Genomic DNA, 21,049 nt, shown 5'->3' with positions numbered 1-21,049 from the left:
GCACCCCTTCCACCGCGACGGCCACCCCAGGAAACAGCACTCCAGCAAGATCAACAGCATACCGGGATCAGGATCACATAGAACGCGATTCACTGGAAATCGGCAGGTTCGAACACCGTTCGTGCGCCAATGAGCCTTTGTCATCCTGATCTTGGTGCCTGACCCCGGGCGCCGGACGCGAAGAAACCCCTGGTAGGACGGGGATTGTCTAGATCATCCGCACCGCCAGGGGCTCCACATGCTTTCCTACCCGTCGGGCATGGCTGTGTCCAGTCGCGCCTTGAATCTGCTGTCCGCTGCCATCCGTCGTCTGCGCCGCGAGATGGGCTCACGCTGGCGGATCCTGGACTCCGGCCGGCAAGCTCTGCTGGTCTTGGCCCATCTGCGTAAGGGCGAGACGTATGCCGATCTGGCCTGCGGCTTCGGCATCGGGATCCGTACCGTCTACCGGTATCTGCGCGAAGGCATCGACCTGCTGGCCGCCATGGCACCCACGCTCGAGCAGGCGATCGAGGTCGCCCAGGGCAAGGCCTTCGTCATCCTGGACGGCAGCCTGCTGCGGATCGACCGGGTCATGATGGCCTCGAAGCGAGATCGCCCGTTCTACAGCGGGAAATGGAAAGCACATGGCGTGAACGTCCAGGTCATCACCGACCCCGCAGGCCGGCTGATCTGGGTCTCACCCGCCCTTCCCGGCTCCGTCCACGACATCAAGGCCGCGCGCCACCACGAGATCCTGGCCGAACTGGCCAAGGCCAAGGTGATGGCCTTCGCCGACACCGCCTACCAGGGCTCACCCGAGAACGTCCGGACCCCCTTGCGCAGCCGTCGCCAGGACCCCGCCACCCGGAAGATGAAACCTCTTTCCGCTGGCCAGAAGGCCGCCAACACCGCCCACGCCCGGATCCGGGCCATCGGGGAACGAGCCAACTCCCAGCTGAAGAACTGGCGGGTCCTGCGCAAGATCCGCTCCAGCCCCCACCACGCCACCAGCCTGGTGAACGCCATCCAAACCCTCATCCTGGCAGGTTGATTCAACAGGATGACATCAGCTCAATGCCGTTTACGCGACAGTCCCACCTCAGCGCTGCTCCGTTTTGTCGGTGGCGGCCACTACGGTGACCCCATGACTAGGAGCGGAGCGGATCATCACCCTGCGTTACATCGGGACATGCGGAACACCGGCCCCGAAACCATGGCCTGGTTCGAGTATCAGCACGAGTGCGTGGCGCTAAGAATCATCCGCAATCTTCGCGACAGTGACATCACGTCCGTGGTGACCGAGTGGAGTACCGATTACGCACTTCTTAAGGAGCCAGGTGGGGACGTTGAGTTCGTTTCCGTCAAACATCGAGAGCCCAGCCAGCCGCCTTGGAGCTTGGCCGAGCTACTGAAAACGAGGATCTTCAAAGATTTGCACACGATTTGGGTCGGCATGGAACGCCGAGGCCAATACACCTTTGAAACCAGCGGTGGTGCGGACCCAAAGCTGCGGTTTTTTTTGCAGAATCCATCTGCTAGTGACATGAACTCTGAAATACAGCGAGTGGCGCAATCCCTCGAAATTACGCTTGAAGAAACCTCAGACTTCCTTGCCGTTTTCTCAATGACGACTGGATTGCCGCACCGCGCACATATATCAGATAAGGCGGTTCGGGAACTCGCAGCGGTGCTCGAGTCGTGGGGGATGGACGGACGGGCCGCAGAATCGCGTTACACAGCTCTTCTGGCCCGCATTGTGCATGCCTCGACAGATCGTCCACCTACTCCTGATGAGCGGACGATCTGGCTAGCTGGTTTCACCAAGACGGTAAGGGATCGTCTGGCCACCGCGGAGCAAGACCGCCGAACCATCTCAATGGAGCAAGCACGTGACCTCCTGCGGTCCCAAGTACAGCCTGCGGGATGGAGATCTGACCGCCCGTCCAGCCCCACCCTCTACGCTCCGCAAAACTTCATTGGGCGCGAGAATGAAGCGCGAGTTCTTCGCGAATCACTGGTTTCTCGTTCCACTAATACCGGTCAACCAGCTTTGGTGCTGATAACTGGTGAGCCCGGAATCGGAAAAACAAGTCTGGCGCGTCACGCGCTTGCCCCAATTGCAGACCTCCCGGAAGTAAGGGCAACGGTATTACAGGCGGAGGACTTTCGAACTGGCCAGGATATTGTTGACTCGCTCCTCGCGGTTCTGGTCCCACCTGACAGGCCTATCGAAGGCCCGCCACTGGAACGGACAGCCGAACTCTCGCGTCTGACCCATGCGGGTAGGACAGTCGTACTTCTCGATGGTGTTCGCCAGGAAGAGTGCTTACGGGAGTTCGTCCATCTTGGACTGGATGTAGACCTCGTTTGCACTAGCCGATCACGCCTCAGCGGACTACTTGACTTGTCTCCGATCGTACTCGAACTTCTCCCTCTGCCTGCTGCTGATGCCGCCGCTCTGGTTGCAACCGTTGTCGGTGACCAGTTGACAGCTGCTGACCGTCTGAAGTTGGGGGAGGCGTGCAGCGGCTCTCCTCTGGCCATCGCCATCGCGGCTGCTCGATTGGCTCGGCAGCCGAAAATGAATGTAGAACGGTACTTCCAAATTTTAGCTGATCCCATCTTAACGATGACAGCTCTCAAAGTTGGCCAACGTTCTATGACTGCAATCATTAATGACAGCTTTCAATCCTTGCCCGAAATCCAGCGTGAAATTCTGGTTACTATGGGCGTTCTTCCCAGTGCCCCCATATCCGTAACGGTACTGAGCGCGGCACTGCAGCTCAATATCCATGAAATATTGCGCAAGAGTTCTCCGTCTGATCTAGAGGGCGAACTTTTTGACCTGTGCGAGAGTAACCTCATCGAACAGATCGACGACCAGCGATTTCGCCTCCACGATTTAATCTACTCGTTCGCCCGGACGCAAGCGTTCGCACAGTATGATGCAAATACTCGTCTCCACATGGTGAAACAAACGTGTTTATCATATGCTCGGGTATTCGCAACTAGCGAGGACCCAGGAAGGACCTTCGAAATTTCAGAAATGGAGGCCGATCGGCAAGGCGCGTTACATATTATTGTGGAGGCCTCTCGTCTTGAACTATGGAATGATTCAATTGATCTCGTAGGGCCGTTGACATCCTTTCTTGTCCTTCGTGGCCACTGGCGAGATATGCAGATCATGTACGAGCAAGTGCACGCTGGTGCCCAAGCAACAAATAATGCTTCCTGGATGACGGCAGCACTCTTCAATCTTGCCCAGGCATCACAGCGGCTTGGGCGGACGAATGCAGCCCTGGACCTTTACCGGCAGGCGCACCAGGCAGCGCTCGAATCAGACGACTATCAGATCCTTGCTCTGACACGCTTAGCACTTGGCCGCCTCTTATTGCAGGCCGGCCAGTCATCAGCCGCCATCGATGTAGTTCGCCCGTCACTGGGCATTTTGCGGGAATTAGGAACTAACGACGAAATTGCCCAAGCCCTGCACCTCATCGGCGAGGCCTATGTAGTATCGGGACATCTCAGGGCGGGAAAACGCTATCTCCGCAACGCTGCGCGCCTCAGTGAAAAACACTTGGCTAATACGGCGCCGCATCCGGAAGCGGCAAGTGCACGATGGATGTCCGGAATTGCTGACTCGCTATCCGAGGAACAGATCCTTGCGGCTCTCGCGCAGGTCCGAAAACGTGGCCACCGCAATGGCGAGGCTGAACTCGTGCTCGCTCTCGGAAAAATCCAGGAACGCCTTGACCCTACGCCGACACGCGCGATTCTTTCGTATTATGAAGCAATCGAGAAGTTCCGAGAAACAAATTTAGTTGGCTCCCTAGTTCAAGCTCTCTACTTGTACGGTCGGGCACTTCGAAATTCCCCTCGGCATCCCGAGGCTATTGCTAGTCTTTCTGAATCGGTGGATCTTGCCATACAGGTTGGGAACGCCCCTCAAGCTGTCATGTCAATGAATAGCCTCGCCGATATATATTCCGAAATTGGACACGAAGAGCTAGTTGAAGCCCTACACTCCGACGCTGTCTCGATTGCTGCTCAAACCGGAAACTTCGTCTTGGTGGCAAGTGTTGAACAGGCCAGAGGCCGACATCTATTCCTACGCGGACGCATGAGGCAAGCTGCGGAAACTTTCGCTAAGGCATCGGACATACTCACTCAACTAGGCCCCAGCGATACGCTCAGCCACTGCCGATCCAGCCACGCCGAAGCTTTGGTGAACTCAGGAGAAGCTGTTCAAGCAGGAAAAATCTTGGAACGCTTGCTTCTGCAAGATCCTCAGTATCTCTCGGACCAGACGCGAGCTTTCACTCTCCGGGTACTTGCACGTGTGTATCTAGAAAGAAATCTTCTCAACGAGGCGGTGAAGGCCATAGATGATTCGATCAAGAGAGCCAGAGAATCACGGTCCCCGTTAGAACACGTGCAATCCCTCGCAATGCGCGCAAACATCCTGCGCCGTCAGGAGAAATACGATGATGCCATCCGAGACTACGAAGCAGCGTTTAATCAGGCTCAAGAGCTAGGTCAGCTACAGATCATGCTCCGAGTCATGGCAAATCGCGCCTCGATGTATCAGTATATGGATGATACGGAGAAAGCTGAACAAGAAATCCGTCGTCTCTTAGGGTTTTGTGAAAAACTCAAAATCTCCGGACTTGAAGCATCGTTGAATAATTCTCTGGGAGCAATCTTGATGGATAAGGGGGACGAGGTCGCAGCTGCTTCCCACTTTGCTTGTGCCAGAGAAATAGCTACCCAGCAAGGCAACCAAAAATTGGCCGCCACGGCCGGGCTGAATGAAGCACGATCCACCTTGTCCTGGGCTCCCGAAAGATCATCAAAGGCCGCCGCATCAGCTGTTGCCTTGTTTTCAGGGTTTGAAGACTGGACCTCGGCAGCAAGAGCTTTGTCCGCGCAGGTGCGCGCGGATGAGCTGACTGATCAAACCCAAGGACTGAAAACGCACCTACAAAGAGCGACGGTCGGGATTCCCCGACCTCTCGCCGACGCACTGTATGAACTGCTATATGGCGAGGACGTGGAAGTTTCCTTGCAGGATTCAATGATCCGGACAAAAATAGAAGTTCTGAGCTTGGTGAAAAAATCTGAACAGCAACGTATGATTGATCGTCTACGCACATCACGCCAGACCTGCTTCGCGTGCTCCTTAATTATTCCACCCGAGGATTCGTCAAACCTGATGGCTCTCACCAGTGAGAAGGCGCCAGGGCAAACATTCTTTCAGCTCGCTCATCTGGCTTGCGCTTCATCCAGTGTTCTGCACACCAAGGAAGTTTATTTCAGAAAAACATTGTTCGATGTTGAATGCTGCTACTTCCGTCCAGGTCGAGCAGCACTGGTAATTGACTGTCACGGAGGATGGAGTATCAATTCTGAAGGATGCATATCGGATCCAATTCTGGATCTTTTCAGGTCGCACGGGTTCATTGAAGGAGAATCCTATATGTCACGGCTTGCGCATAGTAGCAAACTTTCTGATACTGCTCTGAGTGCCACGTTGACCGGGGCAAATTTCCGTCTCAAAAATGGTTCAAATATAATTTTCTCCACCCATTTAGATTTCTACGACCACTGGAGACTTGCCCTACGAAAAGGAACCATCGATATGCTTGTGGGCCGAGGGCTCTCCGGACTCGTAAGTGATGATCCAGCCAACTTGGTTGCAGCGATTGAACGAGGCGAAGTCGTCGCTGGACAGGTTCCCATCCGCTTGCTAAAACCCTGAATATTGTCTGTCGTTTGCGATGAAAATTCCATGGCCAGCTGGCGGGCGATGCACATCACCACAGTTGCAAGGGGTGGTGCTTTCCTGCCTTGGACGGAGGCGACCTGAAGGGCTGCTGTGGCCTCTGCCAAGCGTCGTGGTAGGTGCGATTTAATGGTCGGGAAACTGTTCCACCAGGTCCGCGATGCTGGCGTGGGTGGGGTAACGGCGCACGAGAGTGTCGGTCACGGCGGTGAGTTGGTTCCTGATCCGGGGCGAGCCGACATCTGCGGAGAGGGTCAGGGCCGTGGTGGCTGCTGAGACGGCCCCGGTGACGTCACCGGTCTTGGTCAGGGCGTCGGCCAGCTCGGTGGCTCGCAGCATGCGCTCGCGGGCGAACGGTGTTGCGGTGTGCTGGTTGCTGCGTTCCAGGTAGGGGGTGGCAGTTTCGTGGTCGCCGGCCGCCAGCCAGGCGCGTCCGGTTTGCTGATCAACCATGTCGGGTGTCTGCCACAGGGTCCACCAGGGCTCGTCCGCTCCGGGGCTGGAGAGGCAGGTGCGGATCTGTTCCTCCAGCCGGGGCAGGGCCTGGCCATCGGCATTCGCGCCGGCCAGGGACATTTTCCTGCTGCCCAGAATGGCTTTCAGGCCGGGGGTCATATCGGCGAGGGCCTTGTGCTCGGCGACTTGGAGCAGTGTCGCGGCCTCGGTGTACTGGCCGAGCCAGGTGGCCTGATATGCCGTCGAGGCCAGCAGATTGGCGGTGGCCTGGCGTACCGGGCGGGCGTCCTGCGCTTCGCCGCCCAGGCGTAGGCCGGTCTGGAAGACTCGCTGTGCCTGAGGGTGATGGGAAGCGTCGAACAGCATCCAGCCGTACTGCTCCGTCATCTCGAGGTAGGCCGTCTGGAGCCGGATCTGGGTGTTGCCGGAGTAACTGCTGCCGGTCAGGACCCGCCCGAGGTTTTGCCAGGTTCCCCCAGCCCAGGACAGCGCCGAGGTACTGCCCTGGGCGTCGTCCAGTTCACGGGTCGTACGGACTGTCGATTCGATGACCTCGAGTAACTGTGGTGAGACTCGATCGCCGTGGGCTGCGGCGGCCATCGCGGGCGATCCGGTGATCAGCAGGTCCAGCGCCACGCCGGTGACGGCTGCACCGCTGAGGAGGGTGAAAGAACGACGGTCCATCGGGATTTCTCCTTGCGTGGCACGGATCAGGTCGATGGCGTGGGCCCGGTAGGGATCATCCAGCGGCTGCGCTCTTCGACTGGACCGAGGCCGGGATGCGTCCCATCCCAGGTCTTCAAGGGTGACCGGACGGCCGGTGTGACGGCTCAGCACGGCCAGGACGTCGTTGGCGGTGCTGGCGTGAGGGCGTGTGCCGTTGGTCCAGGGATATGCCGTCTTGGCATGCAGCGGGTCCGTGCCCCGACGCTGGCGCTGGAGATTGACACGAGCGATCAGCTGCTCACGGCTCCAGCCCAGCTCCCGCAGCACACGAAGCAGTGGTACTACCTGCTCGCCGTCGCGTTCGGCGCTACCGTCCTCGGCCACCGACATCTCCGCACTGCGCCCCGGGCGCTCAGAACGTTGCCAGAGGTGTTTCCTGCCCTGGCGACGGTAGCAGCGTGATGCTCTACCGGGCAGGCCCCAGCTACAGCGAGGTGGTGTACGTACACCATTTCGGTGGCCACACACCGGCGCCGGAGATTTTCACCGAAGGCACCTGATGCACCACCGGCGCATCTTCCAGTAGCGGCCCGCCGTGGGTTGTCATGAACCGATGGCCATCCAAGAGGTCTGGACCTCTGCAGCGGGTCCGGCATCACAGCCCAGCAGCAGGGCATCAGCAGGTCAGGGACCCCGTAGGTAGCCATATCGCGGCTTAGTTGCACGATTTTCGTCATCTTGGTGGTCGGTCATCGATCTCTGCCTATCGCCACGAGAAGGGGAAGCGTGCTCGTGCCTGTGCTGCTGACGGCGGCCATGCCAAGCGGTTCTGATCCACTTTTTGTGATCCGGTCACGGGTCGTGTGGGGGCGGTCAGTCGGCGTGCAGGATCTGGTGGCGCAGGAGATCGAAGGAGGCGCGTCCGTAGCCGTCTCGCTTGATTCGTTTAATGCGGTTGACGTTTCCTTCGACTCGTCCGGAGTTCCAGTGCAGGGTCAGCCCGGCCGTGACGGCGGCCAGGTCTTGGCGGATGCCGTTGACCAGGCTCCTGAGGGGTTGGAGGCCGGTGGCGTGGGCCTGGTCGAGCCAAGCAGGCAGTCGGTGGCCGTCGAGGTCGGCCATCATGGTGGCGAACGCGGCGACGCAGGCGGCCACGGTGTCCAGTTCCGGGCAGCGGCCCAGCAACCCTTTCCGGCGGAGGGCGGCGTTCTCGTCCAGGTGGGTGGGGTGGCTGGTGAGCAGGATAGTGGCCCGGCGGACGCTGAGCTGTTTTTTGATGGTGGGGGCGGGTTTTCCGCTGGCACGCACGGCCTGCAGGTGCCGGCGCAGGGTGCGCTGGCTGCCGGTGTAGCCGCGGTCGCGGATCTCGGCGAACAGCCGGGCGCCGTCGGTGCAGCCGGCGTTCCACCGATCGTGCAGGTAGGGCAGGAACGGGTCGATCCGGGAACTGCGCTGTCCGGCCCGGTCAGAAACCATGTCCTCGGGGGTGGCGGCGTGGGCGTAGCGGCGCACGGTCTTGCGGTCCAGGCCAAGAGCCTCGGCGATCGCGCTGATACCCACGCCCTTCTCTCGCAGGCCGTGGACTTCGGCATGCCGCTGGCGCCGGGTGCTGGCCCGCACACTGTCCCATTCAGCGGAAACCCGTTTTTCGAGAACATGTTCGGCTGGCGCGGAGAGCGACGCAGGCTTTGGCGCCGGGCCCCCGGTGAGCTCGTCAGCAGGCACCGGCAGGCAGTCGCGGTGCAGCACGACGCACTTCTCGACGGCGTCACACAGGTTGCGCCAGACATGGAACCGGTCGGCGACCTGAACGGCGTTCGGAGCGGCGGTCCGCACGGCCTCGGCGTAGGCGCCACCACGGTCGCGACAAACGATCTCGGCGCCGGGATGAGCGCGTAGCCAGGCCGTCAGGGTCTTGGCGGTGCGGTCGGGCAACACGTCCACCCGTTCCCCGGTTTCCATGTCCAGCAAGATCGTCCCGTACACGTGTCCCTTGCGCAGGGCGAAGTCGTCCACTCCCAGCACCCGCGGCGCCCTGGCCCGCTGCGGCGTCGGCCGACGGCGCAGCAACCGCAGCAGCGTGTTCGCGCTCACCGGGAACGCCAGCGCCTGGGTCAGCCGGGCCGCGGGACGCCCGGCCGCGACCAGCATCAGCCGCTCCAGGACCTGCCGCAGCCGAGGTGTGCGGCGGGCGAATCGCTCTGTCAGACCGGCAATCTGCTCGGAGAACGTCCGCTGCCGGCAACCGTCCTGAGCACACCGGAACCGACGAACCACCAGGTCAATCACCGTCCGGCGACCGGACACGGTCACATCGTTGAGCGCGCGACGGTACTGGCCATGCCGCTGCCGGGACACTGTCCCGCAGGCCGGGCAGCATGCCTCCACCGCCGTCGACATCGCAGAGATCCTCACCCCCGGCCCATCCGCGCGTACGTGTTCGACGACGACGGACTCGACCCGGCCAGGAAGAGGAGACAGCACCTCACAGTCACACGGACCAAGATCCTTCCGGATCAAACCACGTTCTGTGAGCAATTCACAACAATCGGATCAGAACCCTAACGCTTGGCCGTTGACACACCAGGGGCAGTCGATGTTCCAGTCGCTGCGCTGGTTCAGGGCCAGGGATCGGGAGGTGGGTGAGGTGAAGATGGGCAGCTGGTACTCCATGCACCGCACGCCGTAACCGGTGCTGCCGTGGTGGGTCTTGGTCGCATCGACCGGCAGGACGGGGGTGGTGGTGTCGGTGCTCTCCTGGAAGACCAGGCCGGCTGCTTCCCGGGGCCACCGCTCCCAGGACCGGGACGTGAGTTCCCGGGTCGTGGACAGACGCTGGAACCCCTGGGCCAGGTCGGGCCGGGCGGCCATCAGGGATGCGATGGTGGGGTAGGCCTTGATGTTGCGCAGGGTTTCGGTGGCAAGCTCGGCCGGGGTGAGGGTCCCCGGGTCCAGGATGAGGGTGGTGCGGGCCTGGGTGAGCCAGGCGGTGATGTAGACGTAGCCGTGGGAGGCCCGTGAGTCCGCGTGCACGGCGAGCTGCTCATCGAGGTAGAGGATGACGTCGCGGGACTCGGCCGGGCTGAGGCTGCCGTCGGTCAGCAGATGGCGGACGCTGTGGCGCATCTCGTCGATCGGGTACCGCCAGTTGATCAGGTTGGTCAGGGCGGCACTGTAGGGACCGTTGTCGGAGCCGTAGCGGTCCGGTGGCAGGTCGACGTAACCGGTGCGGTCGACGTTGAGGCGGGCGCCCCAGATGGACAGGGCGTTGTCGGGGGCGATGTTCTTGAGCGCGAACCGCGCGGTGACCGGCATGAGGGGCGTGCTCCTGGAAGTGATGGGGCAAAGGTCAGGGTAGATGTGGGCGGGGTGCGCCCGGGGCGGCCCCCGGTGAGGGGCCGCCCCGGGCGCTGGGGGTCGGGTCAGGCGGGCTGGGGGATGCCGGTGGCGTAGCCGCCGTCAGCGGGAACCTCGGTGAGGACCGGCGCCTGCGGGCGGGGTTCGCGCAGGCTGGTGGCGGGGTGCCAGCGCATGGAGACCGAGATGTTCTGGGCGGTCGCGCGCAGGGAGGTGTAGTTGTTGCGGGACTCGGCGCGCAGGTCGTCGCCGATCTCGGCGATGATGGTGTCGCCCTTGTTGAGTTCGGCGGCGCGTTCGGCGAGCTGGCGCCAGCAGGTCAGGTCGATGGCGACGGTGCGCCCGTCGACCCACTGGCCGGCGTTGTTGCGGTAGCGGCCGTTGTACATCAGGCGCAGGTTGCAGACCGCGACGCCGGAGTCGGTGAAGCGCAGTTCGGGGGCCTGGGCGATGTTTCCCTCGATGACGAAGTTGAACAGCATGATCGGTGTCTCCCTGGTGCTCGCGCGTGGTGCGCTGGTGGGTGCGGCACCTGTCTGGGCGCGGGGTGCGCTCCGGGTGGTGGTGCCGCGGTGGCGAGTGCCGGGTGGGACTGCCCGAGGGCGTGCGCGTCAAGGGAGGAAGGCCGGGCATCCTGGCTCGACATTGAGGGCGTAGCGCAGCGGAGCCGTCGGCCAGGATGTTCGGGCGGCCCTTGCGCGGTCACGCCCGCGGGGTGGTCCATGACTTGGTGCTGACACCGAGAGCAACACCCACCAGGAACACCCAACGCCAGATAGGACAACCACCACCTGCCACCGCCACGCGAGCCAGGGCGCAACCAGCCACTGTCCTTCACTTTTCGTCGCGGGCGACGCCAGGTGCCCACTGGGCGGGTCACCGGCCGGTTCTACGGTTCACGCCGATGGCACCGGTATAAGGCCACTGTTCAGACCAGGCGGCTTGGGATGAAAATGCACCGGCAGTAGGGGCGGTGCGCGTCAGCTGCAGGAGCATCGGCGCGGTGACCGGCGCCAGTCCGGGGGATTGCGATTCTGCGTGCGTCGGCTTCTCCCAACGCGTCTCGTGCTGGTGACCGTCTGGGAACCTGGTGCGGCGTCATTTGCTGGCCCGGGGTGGGCCCGACGGTCGCGGCCGGCGTCGGGCATTCCGGGGCAGTGCGCGGATGCAATGCTGGGTTCCGATGGGCACCCGCAAATCTCCCCGCCTGGCCGCGTCGAGTGACGTGATCTGCCCGTCCTGGTTCAGTGCCCCGCACGGGGTGGCCTTCGTGCCGACGCTGGGCCCGATCCACCCGCACGAGGATCCGGTCCGTCTGATCGCGGACGTACTGTCCGTCGCGGGCACCGGTCGGGTCCTGCCGTTCGACAAGGACGCCCGCTGGCTGCAAGACCCGCAGGCCGTGGGCGGCAGGATGAGCACGTTATGCCCGACACAACGGCTCGTGGTGACGCCGGCGAGGACGGCGCGTGGATGGTGGTCCCGACTCTGGCGAGGAGGTCGGGTCCTAGGATCACCTTGTACTGCTACGGCAGTCCCGATTCAGCTTTGATCGCCAACCTCGCGGACGACCTGAACACGGCGCGAAGGTGCAGGTGGGGCATCTTCGCTTGGGGACGACCGAGAGAGCGCCTCGAGCACGGCTCTTTGCAGGTGGTCCCGCCTCGCCACGCCGTCCTCCTCGTCGTCTCTACGCATGTAGAGGAGCGATGCTAGGGGTCGACGGCGGGGTGCGGCTGCCATCGAAGGGCGAGTCGCGACTCAGGCCGGGCCGCACCCAGAGCTGGTGGAATGCGCGGGGTCGGGCTTCTTGTGCTTGCGGGGCTTGACCGAGGGAGCCGGAAGGGGACTTGGCGGAAAAGCCGAGTGTGCCCCGGAGTCCCAGCAGAACAGCAACTCGCACAGTCGCTTTCGGGTTCCCTGGAAGGCGTCGTGGTCCAGCTTGCCGTTGCCATCGCTGTACTGGAGCAGTTCCACCTTCATGCCCCCATACGGTTGCCAGGCGACACTGTCGTTCCCGGGGTAGTCGCCTTTCCGGGAGAGGTACCGGGCGTTGTACAGCGAGATCCCGAGATGTTCCAGGTTGGGACGCCCCAGGTCTTCCCAGTAGCTGCGGGGCAGGTACAGAAGGGTCGCGGTGCCGCCCAGCTTCCGGTACTTCTTCACGAAGGATGTGAGGTCATTGAACGAGGGCTTGCCGCCGAGTTCGGCGTCCACGACCAGCGGAACCTCGGCGCCGATGGCGGCGTAGGCGTTCTCGGCCTGCCGCTGAACGTTTCCAGCCCTCAGGAAGTGGTAGGCGCCGAAAGGCAGGCGGTGTCGCTGAGCCAGTGAACGGTAGGTGGGGTACTCCGGGTCCCGGTAGCCGATTCCGTCCGAGGCCTTGGCGATCAGGAAAGTCGCCCCGGACGCCGCGGCTGGGGTCTGGTAGTGGGAGACGTCGAATCCCATCAGCGTGGTGACCGAGGCCGCGAAGGCGCAGGCGCCGGCGACCGCGACGTGGGCTCGGGTGATTCTCGAGGTGGGCATGGCGAATGCTCCGATGTCGGTGGTGGGGTGGGGCAGGTGTGGTGATGAGGGGGAAGACCGGCCCTGGGCCGCGGAGTGAGAGCTCCGCGGCCCAGGGTTCAGTGGTTCAGGAGGTGGAGCCCGGCCACGTCGGCCACGTCGGGAGGCTCGGGAAGGCCGGGCCGTCGGGTGCGGTGGGCCCGGCCGAGGTGGTGGGCGACTTCGGCGTTGTCGCGAACGGAGCCGCGCTGAGGTCCACCGTCTCGTTCTCAGAGCAGACATAGCGCAGGACAGCCTCGGGAGTATCCACCTCGGCGTAGAAACCCTTGAAGACGTTGACGGCCGGGTCGGTCTTCATGGTGGTGTTGTTGATCGTCACCTGTGGCCCCGTGGTGAGCAGTTCGTTCACCACGGCCGTGACGTCCTCCGTTTGCGAGCCGAGTCCGTAGAACGCGAACTGGACCACGATCGGGTCGCCGGAATTGGTGTTCGTCGACATGTTTTCTCCAATGATTCTTCTGGTGATTTCCCGGGTGCTCCGGACGGCTGGTGCGCCGCCTGGGTCCGGGATCGGCCGGACGGTTGCCGGTCGAGATCTGTGAATGGTTCAGACCGCCGGAGGTGGCTCACCGAAGTGCCGCCGAAACTCGGCCAGCTGGGTCGGGGCCAGACCGCCGGGGCGGCGGGACAGGTGGTGCACGTACTGTTGGGCCCGGGTCAGGTCTAGGCCGGCGGTGTCGTGCACCGTCGCGGCGTACACCTTGGAATGGAAGCGTCCATGAGCGTTCTGGCGGGAGCAGGAGAGGGCCCGGGCAATGGAATCCCAGGTAGCGCCGCGATGGTGGGCCTCAGCCACGAGGAGGAGGAGTTCGACGCTCATCGCCTCGCTCGAGTTCTGCGCCGCCCGCAGCCAGGCCAGGATCTGACGGTCGTCAGGGATCTCACCCGTCACTTCCGACCGCATGAGCCTGCGGAGTTTCCCCCGAATGCCCGGGATCAATTCCCAGCCGAAGGTCTCGGGCGAAAGATATCGCCAGACCGGTTCCTCTCCCATGTGTCCCCCTGCGAATCATGGGCCCCTCGGGCTGCTCACGCGAAGGCCGGCCCAGAGGAAAAGATCAAAGTTTGCCGGGGGACCGTGATGGCGGAACCGGGGCGCGTCAGTGGCCGGGTAAATTTTCTGGTGATGCGGGCGGGGCACACCATGGGCAATCATCCGGGTGTTCTTGCGCGGTCTGGGTGCTACGGTTCTCAGGGCCGGGCGTGGCCGCGCGAGAAGGGCTGTTCGTTCTTGGGCCGACGGCTCTCACCCGGGGCCGGGAATCCGGAACGCTGGAGCGCGCAGCGGCCGTGAGGTCCGGGTCGTTGTCGTTGCCGAGGTCGACCGGCTGGGGTGCGCCCAGCCCGTACGGGAAGAGCCGGCCCAGGGCCGGGGGGATCTCGAGTTGCGTGAGCAGAGAACGAAATCCCTGGCTGAAGGTGACGCACAGCAAGAACATTCCGATCAGGCCGTCCAGGGTGGCGTTCTCCCCGCGGGCGGTCTGCAGGGCCGAGAAGACGCCCGCCAGGGAGGTGTTAGCCGCGATCTTGGTGTGGTGCCCGGCCTCGGCGTGGGTGAACAGCTCGACCAGGAGCGGGCAGACGGCGGAGAACACCAGAACGCCGGTCAGATGCTGGATCAGGGCGGTGGACATGGTTGCTCGCAATCGGGTCAGGTGAAGAGGCCGAGGAAGGCCGGGTTGTCGAGGATCGAGGCGAGGGAGTGGTCCCCGGCGGCCTGTGAGCCCCCGGCGCAGGCGGCCAGGGCGGTGAGGAAGGCGATCAGGGAGCGCCGGGCCCGGACCGCGGGATCAGCGGAGCGCTCGGCCCGGGAGGGCCTGACCGGCCGAACCGGGCGGACCGAGGGGGTGCGGTGCCGGGCCCGGTCCGGGATGGCGGGGGCTTCCCCGGTCGCGGTGGCCGGGTACCCGCGCCGGACGAAGCCGTCGATGCTCTCCGGGGCGTGCCGGGGGCGCTGCATCTTCACGACCTTGTTGGCCCAGTTGCCCTCGATCGTGGTGACGTGGCCCCGTCCGCGGTCCCACTGGGCGACATCGACGACCCGCCCCTGATGCCGGCCGTTGCTGAAGATCACGATGTCCCCGACCTGCGGGTCCTGGCTCCAGTAGTGGTGTTTTCGGGCCCAGGCCTCCAGGTTGTGACAGCTGACTGCGGTCAGGGCCGAGTACGGGGGCCGGGCCCCGGCGTGGCAGTCCAGCCAGTAGTTGAAGGCTCCGCACCAGGCCTGACCGGTCTTCGTGGCGGAGCCGTCGGCCCAGCCGAGTCCGATGGACGGCCACAGGTTGTCGCCGTTCCTCAGGACGACATGATTGGAACCCAGGGGGTTCTCCTGCACGCCGAGCTGGTGCTCGGCAAGTTTGGCCAGCTCCTTCTGGGAAAGCATGATGTGTCCTCTCGTCGATGGCTAGCGGGATGCGGCCGGCGAGGCCGCGATCGTCCCGGCCGAACCGGGCTGGGAGCGACCCCAGGTTCCCCAACCCAGAAGATTTTTCAGGAGATCATGAAGAATCTGGAGCAGGTCCACGCGAGGGACCACGGTGCTCAGGTAGGCGTGGACGGTCTGCACTTCCTCGACCCGGGCGAGGTCGCGCCACAGCCGGCGGCAATTCTCCTCGGACGGGTCCTCCGGCAGCGGGCAGACGCCGTTCGCGACGACCACGGTGAGCAGTTGTGCCAGACGCTGGGTCCAGTCCTGGAGTTCCTCGTCGAGCTTCTGGGCCAGGGCCACCAGGTGGGCCTGCACCTCGGTGACGGCTCGCACCGCCCGGTCGGTCTGGGCCTTACGAGCGGCCGAGCGGGACACGGCCGACGTAGCCGCGGCGCTGGAGGAGACCAGGGTGATCTGGCTGCGGACCAGGCCGGAGAGCGGTTGCCGGAGCTGGTGCAGGGTGTCGGCCACCTGGTCCAGCCAGCCCAACGTCGCGGGGACGAAGGCCAGGTCGCCGGCCGGGTCGGTGAGGTCACGCTGCGGGTGGTCCAGGATGTGGCTGACGATTCGCTCGCGCAGAAGCATGCGCATGGTGGGTTCCTGTTCCTATTCGTGGATGAGGTTGGTCTGGGTGCTGCCGTCGGGGGCCATCGTGGTGTTCCACTCCAGGCCCTCCTCCCGGATGACCAGTTGCAGCCGGGAGACCGAGGCCGGGTTCGACTCCTCCTTCACCGCAGTGGTTCTGGGCCGGACGGCGAGCCGGGGGCTTCGCCGGGCGCGGGACAGCAGCTCGTCATGGACGAACCGGTGCACCGCGTCCACCGCCGGCTGCGGGCCGGTGCCGGCCGCACCCGTGTCCGCGACGCTCGCCAGGGCCTCGGCCACTACCGCCCGGGCCCGGTGGGCCAGGTCGTGGCACTCGGTCTCGGACAGCCCAGCCTTTCCGTGGTGCTGCCGCAGTAACCGCCCCAGGGCCGAAGTGGCTTGACCGACGGCGTTTTCGGGGACCGGGTCGGTCAGGGAGGTCTGGAGGTGCTGGGCCGCCCCGTCCGTGATCCGGTCGATGTCCGTCCCGGTGATCTGGCGTTCGTGGGTCACGGTGTCGACCAGGACCGGGAGATCGACCCGCATCTCCGGCACCCGCATCCGGGGCACGCTGAAGTTCCTCAGCAGAGGGTGGTCGCGGTATTGCTCGGCGATGGCCATGGATTCCAGGTCGGCCAGGTGACGCGCTCGCACCAGGCTCGAGACCGTGGCCGCCAGAACGTCTTCGAAGCGGTGGGTGTCCTCCGGCGGGGCGGGTTGTTCGGGGTTCAGGGGGTCGTCCATCGAATCTCCAAGTGGTTTCGGATCTGGGCTGGGTGGGGCTGGGCATATCCGGACTGCGGACATGCCCAGCCCGTTCAGCCAGTTGTCAGGCGCGCCGGCGCTCGCGGTCCGGCGTCACTTGGCGGTGATGCTCTCCTCCAGCAGGTTGAGGATGCGTTCGGTGCCGCCCGGCACCTCGGCCTGCACCGCCCGCACGTGCACCGCCATGGAGTAGGTGCGCGTCGTGCGGTCCTGCGACGAGGACTGCGACTGGTTGCTGACGCTGGCGTTCAGCGAGGCCGAGACCGGTCCCCAGCCGAACTTCGCGTTCAGGTTGGCCGACATGTTCGTCTGGTTGGAGGAGGTGCTGGCCTGCAGCGAGGTGATCTTGGCGTTGAAGTCGACCGTGGTCTCCTCGATCCGGATGTACGGGATCGGCACCATGGTCAGGAACGGCACCGAAAGCGTGACCTTCTCGGTGGTACTGATGACCGGCGCGGTGCCACCCTGAGGGGTGTTGGCGGGGTTGGGGTCCGGGATGTGCACCGGTCGCTCGAACGTGAACGTGGTCGTCCGGGGGACGGTGATCGGGTTATTGCTGGTATCCGTAGTCGAGGTGAAGCCGACCGAGTTGATAAAGTCGACGGTGTTCTTGGCCGCCACCGACTGGGCCTGGACCACGGCCATGAGCGGGCCGCCGATGAGGGTGCCGAAGTCGAGGGAATTGAGCTCGGCGGGAATGTCGGGCATTTTTTCTGTCTCCTGAAATTGAGGACCGGACGGCCGCGGCCGGCGATCCGTAAGGTGATTGACAGCAGATTCATCGAGCCGGGCGGCGAAAAGATGAATTCGTGGGCGCTGATTGTCAAGATGTCTTGACAGCGGCTGTGAGGTGACAAACGAGCAGAAGGACGCGGCCGGGGCCGCGTCCTTCTGGGGATCTGGTGGTGCGGGCCGGATCAGTCGAGCAGCAGGCCTCCGAAGTGGAAGAAGTGTCCGTCCTCGTTCGTCCTGAGCCGGAGGCCGGGAACGTTGGTCTGAGGAACGGCTGTCCTGGTGTCGTAGTCCACGGTGATCGCCAGCGCGACTGGCGTGGTCAGATGGATGTCCAGGTTCTGACCGGCGTTCTGCTGGCCGGCCCAGCTGAGCTCGGCCACCTGGGCCGCGTTCAGGAACAGGATGGTGGAGCCACCGGTGCGGCCCAGGCTCGACCAGCGAGCCTCGGAGATCAACTGGGCCGAGTTCAGGAACCTGTTCCAGGTGCCCGGCCCGTAGACGGTGTTCGCCAGGGTGTTCCAGAACTGGAACGACTGGTCGATGGCGGCCGCCGGCACCTTCTGATCCAGGAGCCAGTTAGGCAGCGATTCCGGCCGGTCGTCTTCGCAGATCAAGGTGTAGGCGGCCGGGTCGTAGGGGCGGACGTGCTTGATCAGGAAAGCGGGAGTGAATCCCATGACAAACTCCTTGGTGAGAAATGTATTACTTGGGCAGAAGCCGGGTGAAGGTGCTGCAGAAACCGGCGCTGTCGGCGGCCAGGGCGGCCCCGGCGACGTCTTGCTGGGTTTCGGCCCGGCCGTTGCTGAAATCGATGGTCAGGGCCAGGGGGATATCCTGGTACGGACGGAAGTCGAAGGCCTGGCCGGGGTTGCGGTGGCTGAAGTAGCTCAGCTGATGCAGGAGCGGCGCGGTCAGGAAGAGCACGGTGGAGCGGGAGCCGGCGTACAGCTCCTCCCAGCGGGACTGGGCGAGCACTCGGGCGGCGGCCAGAAACAACGGTCTGGTCTGCGCCGTGTACTCCAGGCCGGAAACCATCCGCCAGGTGTCGAAGGCCAAGCTGATCGAGACCTCCGGAACCCGCCGGGCCCGCAGCCAGTTCAGCAGCGGCCAGTCCGGGTCGTAGCTGATCAGGTCGTACGCCTCGGCGTCGTAAGGGCGTACGTGTTTCAGGATGAACTCGGGAGATATGAACATGAAAGTTGCACCGCCGTAGGGTGATAGGGATTTGGAAAGGTCGTACAAACCTCGCCCGGACTTCGTCCGGGCGAGGTGGCTACGTTTTCGGTTGTAAGGCGCCGGCACTGAAACGGGACGAGCAGATCGCGTTCGGCCGCGGCGCGAGCCGGGGCCAGTCACGACTGGGCCATCGAGGTGACCCCGAAGTCGGCCAGGATCACCCGGCAAGTGACGTCGGGCAGGTGTTCAACCGCCTCGGGCGTCCCTTTGACCTGCGGGTCTGCCTGGTCGGCCCGTAGGACAACCCGGCTCGGCAGGGGCTGGTCACCTCAGCGACGCGGCGCGTAGTGGAGGCCCTGGCCTTCAACGGCGACCTGCAGCCCGAGAGCACCGACGCCACGCAGATCGTCTTCTGCATGGCCGGGGCGGCTGCACGGGTCTGGCACTTGGCAAGCGGGTGTGGGTCGATCCGGACGGCACCAGCGAACCGCTCGACTCCCTGGCCCTGCCCCTCAGCTGGACGCCGCTCTACGCACCGCTCTCGCAGGCCGGGCTGGCCCACCCGTCCAGATGCACTGGCGCTGCGCTGGTCCTCCTGGTCTTGGCTGGCGCTACCTTCAGCGGCCTGGGCACGTTCCCGGCGCTGGCCGACGACGCCAAGTGCAACCGTGCGGGTCACCGGCCGGTTTGCGGGCTCTTCGAAGTTAACCGGGGTGCTGGTGGCGCGGCAGGTTGACGCCGTGTAGTGCAGGGCGGGTTCCGGTGTGTCCGGGTGAGGACCCGTAGTCGTGGATCGATCGTGGTTGTTTCCAGACAAACTACGACGACACGACTACGGGCTTGAACGAGGATACGACATTTCGTGGGGACGAGGCCGGGGATGCCTCGAGACTGCTGGGGCTGGAGGGTCTTACGATGGTTGCGGTGACGCGGGGTGCGGACGGATCGAGGTTGGTGGAGGTGGTGACCTCGAGCGATGCGCAGGAGCTGGCAGCGGCCTGTCCCGGGTGCGCGGTGATCTCGCGGCGGGTGAAGGGCTGGGTGTTCACCCGGCCGAGGGATGTGAGGCTCGGAGTGCAGCGCCTGGGCCTGCGGTGGCGCAAACGGCGTTGGGTCTGCGTCGAGAACGGCTGTTCGGTGGTTTCTTTCACGGAATCGTTGCCCTCGATCGGGCATCGGTCCCGGCTCACCGAGCGGTTGAGGGCCCGGGCCGGTGACCTGGTGGTGGACGGGGTCTGCGCGAGTGTCTCGGCGGCCGGCCGTGAGGTCGGGGTGTCCTGGCCCACGGTGATGAACGCCGTTCGGGTCGAGGCCGGCGCGGCGGGGCTCCTGGACGGCGAGGCGGCGGCAGTGACCGTGCTCGGGATCGACGAGGTACGGCGTGGACGCCCGCGCTGGCGTCCGGCTGTCGCGGTAGCATCGGTCGGCGCGCTGGTGACCGAGGACAGGTCGGGAACATCGACGAATGGGGCTGTTTCGCCTGAGCCACCACCGGTGACGGGATCGACCCTCAGAGCAGATCCTGAATGCTCACGTCCACGAACGATCGCTGATCGCTGGCACGTGGGCTTCACCGACATCGCCGGCGGGGCCGGGATGCTGGCCCAGGTCGAGGGCCGCACCGGCGACGACGTGGCCTACTGGCTGGCCTCCCAGACCCCGGCCTGGCGCCACCGGATCCAGTTCGTCACGATCGACATGTGCACCATCTTCCTCAACGCGATCCGCCGCTACCTGCCCGAGGCGAGGATCGTCGTGGACCGCTTCCACGTCGTGAAACTCGCCACCGATGCCCTCACCGACGTGCGCCGGCGCGTCACGATGACCAGCCGCGGACGCCGCGGCCGTCAGAACGACCCCGAATGGGACCTGCGCAACCTGCTCAACCGCAACCGGGAATCACTCTCGCCCAAGGCTTTCGCCAAGATCTGGAACACCCTCATCGACCTCGGGGCCGACGGCCTGACGATCCTGAAAACCTGGATCGCCAAAGACCTCCTGCGCCAGGTCCTGGCTCTCACCGTCCCCGCCGGCACCGCCCGCGCAGTCCCCGACCGGACCCTGATCGGCCAACGCCTGCGACGCTTCTACACCTGGTGCGCCGACGCCGGAATCCCGGAACTGACCCGCCTGGCCACCACCATCAACACCTGGTGGCCCCACATCGAAACCGCCATCACCACCGGACTTTCCAACGCCGCCAGCGAAGGCTACAACCGCGTCGTCAAACTCGACGCCCGCAACGCCTACGGCTACCGCAACCCCGACAACCAACGCCTACGAACACGCTGCGCAACCACCCGCCAAGCCCGCGGATGCCTCAACCCCGGTTAACTTCGAAGAGCCGGTTTGCGGGTCACACCGCGCTGGCACCGGCAGAAGATCGTTGTCGAGACCAGGCGGTCTGGGGCGAAGGCGCAACGGTGGCAGGGCGGTGAGCGTCAGCTGTAGACCGTGATCGGTGGCCCCGCCGGTCGGCTGAGCGCCACTGCACCCGGCGCCCGCCGGCTGGGCACCCGCCACCGCCGAGAGCACCCCGTACAGCG

17 protein-coding genes are annotated in these 21,049 nt (G+C 64.3%); 3 read left to right on the top strand and 14 right to left on the bottom strand.

The genetic code is table 11. The features are described 5' to 3' along the window. Positions 1–238: 238 nt before the first annotated feature. Together KIH74_RS34670 and KIH74_RS34665 are read left to right on the top strand one after the other, a co-directional pair. Positions 239–1,033, top strand: coding sequence for a transposase family protein (locus KIH74_RS34670; RefSeq protein ID WP_214160684.1), 795 nt, complete (start codon positions 239–241; stop codon positions 1,031–1,033). Between the two features lie 138 nt (positions 1,034–1,171). Continuing rightward, the gene (locus KIH74_RS34665) at positions 1,172–5,743 is read left to right on the top strand and encodes a tetratricopeptide repeat protein (RefSeq protein WP_214160683.1); all 4,572 of its coding nucleotides are present in this window, start codon (positions 1,172–1,174) and stop codon (positions 5,741–5,743) included. 150 nt (positions 5,744–5,893) lie between these two features. Here the strand turns inward: KIH74_RS34665 and KIH74_RS34660 are convergent, their stop codons facing one another. From KIH74_RS34660 to KIH74_RS34595, 14 genes are all read right to left on the bottom strand, one after another. Beyond that, on the bottom strand, positions 5,894–7,273 hold the full coding sequence (locus KIH74_RS34660; RefSeq protein ID WP_214160682.1) for an NsdA family TPR-like regulatory protein: 1,380 nt from the start codon (positions 7,271–7,273) through the stop codon (positions 5,894–5,896). 489 nt (positions 7,274–7,762) lie between these two features. After that, the gene (locus tag KIH74_RS34655) at positions 7,763–9,289 is read right to left on the bottom strand and encodes an ISL3 family transposase (RefSeq protein ID WP_214160681.1); all 1,527 of its coding nucleotides are present in this window, start codon (positions 9,287–9,289) and stop codon (positions 7,763–7,765) included. Positions 9,290–9,442: 153 nt separating this feature from the next. Further along, positions 9,443–10,204 (bottom strand): hypothetical protein, encoded by a 762-nt coding sequence (locus KIH74_RS34650; protein WP_214160680.1) that lies wholly within the window; start codon positions 10,202–10,204, stop codon positions 9,443–9,445. A 107-nt stretch (positions 10,205–10,311) separates the two neighbouring features. Further along, positions 10,312–10,728, bottom strand: coding sequence for a single-stranded DNA-binding protein (locus tag KIH74_RS34645; protein WP_214160679.1), 417 nt, complete (start codon positions 10,726–10,728; stop codon positions 10,312–10,314). 1,279 nt (positions 10,729–12,007) lie between these two features. Then, a complete protein-coding gene (locus tag KIH74_RS34640; protein ID WP_214160678.1) occupies positions 12,008–12,775 on the bottom strand; it encodes a glycoside hydrolase family 25 protein in 768 nt (255 codons plus the stop codon). A gap of 106 nt (positions 12,776–12,881) precedes the next feature. Next, the gene (locus tag KIH74_RS34635) at positions 12,882–13,253 is read right to left on the bottom strand and encodes a hypothetical protein (protein WP_214160677.1); all 372 of its coding nucleotides are present in this window, start codon (positions 13,251–13,253) and stop codon (positions 12,882–12,884) included. A 108-nt stretch (positions 13,254–13,361) separates the two neighbouring features. Next, a complete protein-coding gene (locus tag KIH74_RS34630; RefSeq protein ID WP_214160676.1) occupies positions 13,362–13,808 on the bottom strand; it encodes a hypothetical protein in 447 nt (148 codons plus the stop codon). A 106-nt stretch (positions 13,809–13,914) separates the two neighbouring features. Continuing rightward, positions 13,915–14,448 carry a hypothetical protein gene (locus tag KIH74_RS34625; protein WP_214160675.1) on the bottom strand — a complete coding sequence of 178 codons (534 nt, stop codon included), beginning with the start codon at positions 14,446–14,448 and terminating at the stop codon, positions 13,915–13,917. Between the two features lie 17 nt (positions 14,449–14,465). Then, complete coding sequence (locus KIH74_RS34620; RefSeq protein WP_214160674.1) at positions 14,466–15,197, bottom strand: CHAP domain-containing protein; 732 nt, start codon at positions 15,195–15,197, stop codon at positions 14,466–14,468. Positions 15,198–15,218: 21 nt separating this feature from the next. Continuing rightward, positions 15,219–15,833, bottom strand: a complete 615-nt coding sequence (locus KIH74_RS34615; RefSeq protein ID WP_214160673.1) for a hypothetical protein — start codon at positions 15,831–15,833, stop codon at positions 15,219–15,221. 15 nt (positions 15,834–15,848) lie between these two features. Further along, a complete protein-coding gene (locus KIH74_RS34610; protein WP_214160672.1) occupies positions 15,849–16,571 on the bottom strand; it encodes a hypothetical protein in 723 nt (240 codons plus the stop codon). Between the two features lie 114 nt (positions 16,572–16,685). Beyond that, on the bottom strand, positions 16,686–17,300 hold the full coding sequence (locus tag KIH74_RS34605; protein WP_214160671.1) for a DUF2589 domain-containing protein: 615 nt from the start codon (positions 17,298–17,300) through the stop codon (positions 16,686–16,688). A gap of 209 nt (positions 17,301–17,509) precedes the next feature. Beyond that, positions 17,510–18,004: a hypothetical protein gene (locus tag KIH74_RS34600; RefSeq protein WP_214160670.1), complete on the bottom strand. Its 495-nt coding sequence runs from the start codon at positions 18,002–18,004 to the stop codon at positions 17,510–17,512. Positions 18,005–18,029: 25 nt separating this feature from the next. Then, entirely contained in the window at positions 18,030–18,521 is a 492-nt protein-coding gene (locus tag KIH74_RS34595; protein WP_214160669.1) for a hypothetical protein, read from the bottom strand. Between the two features lie 897 nt (positions 18,522–19,418). Here KIH74_RS34595 and KIH74_RS38215 point away from each other — a divergent pair. Continuing rightward, entirely contained in the window at positions 19,419–20,837 is a 1,419-nt protein-coding gene (locus tag KIH74_RS38215; RefSeq protein WP_281431634.1) for a transposase, read from the top strand. Positions 20,838–21,049: the final 212 nt, after the last annotated feature.

Origin of the sequence: Kineosporia corallincola, assembly GCF_018499875.1 — a bacterium.
GTDB classification, from domain to species: domain Bacteria; phylum Actinomycetota; class Actinomycetes; order Actinomycetales; family Kineosporiaceae; genus Kineosporia; species Kineosporia corallincola.
This window is presented reverse-complemented; position numbering and strand designations above follow the sequence as displayed.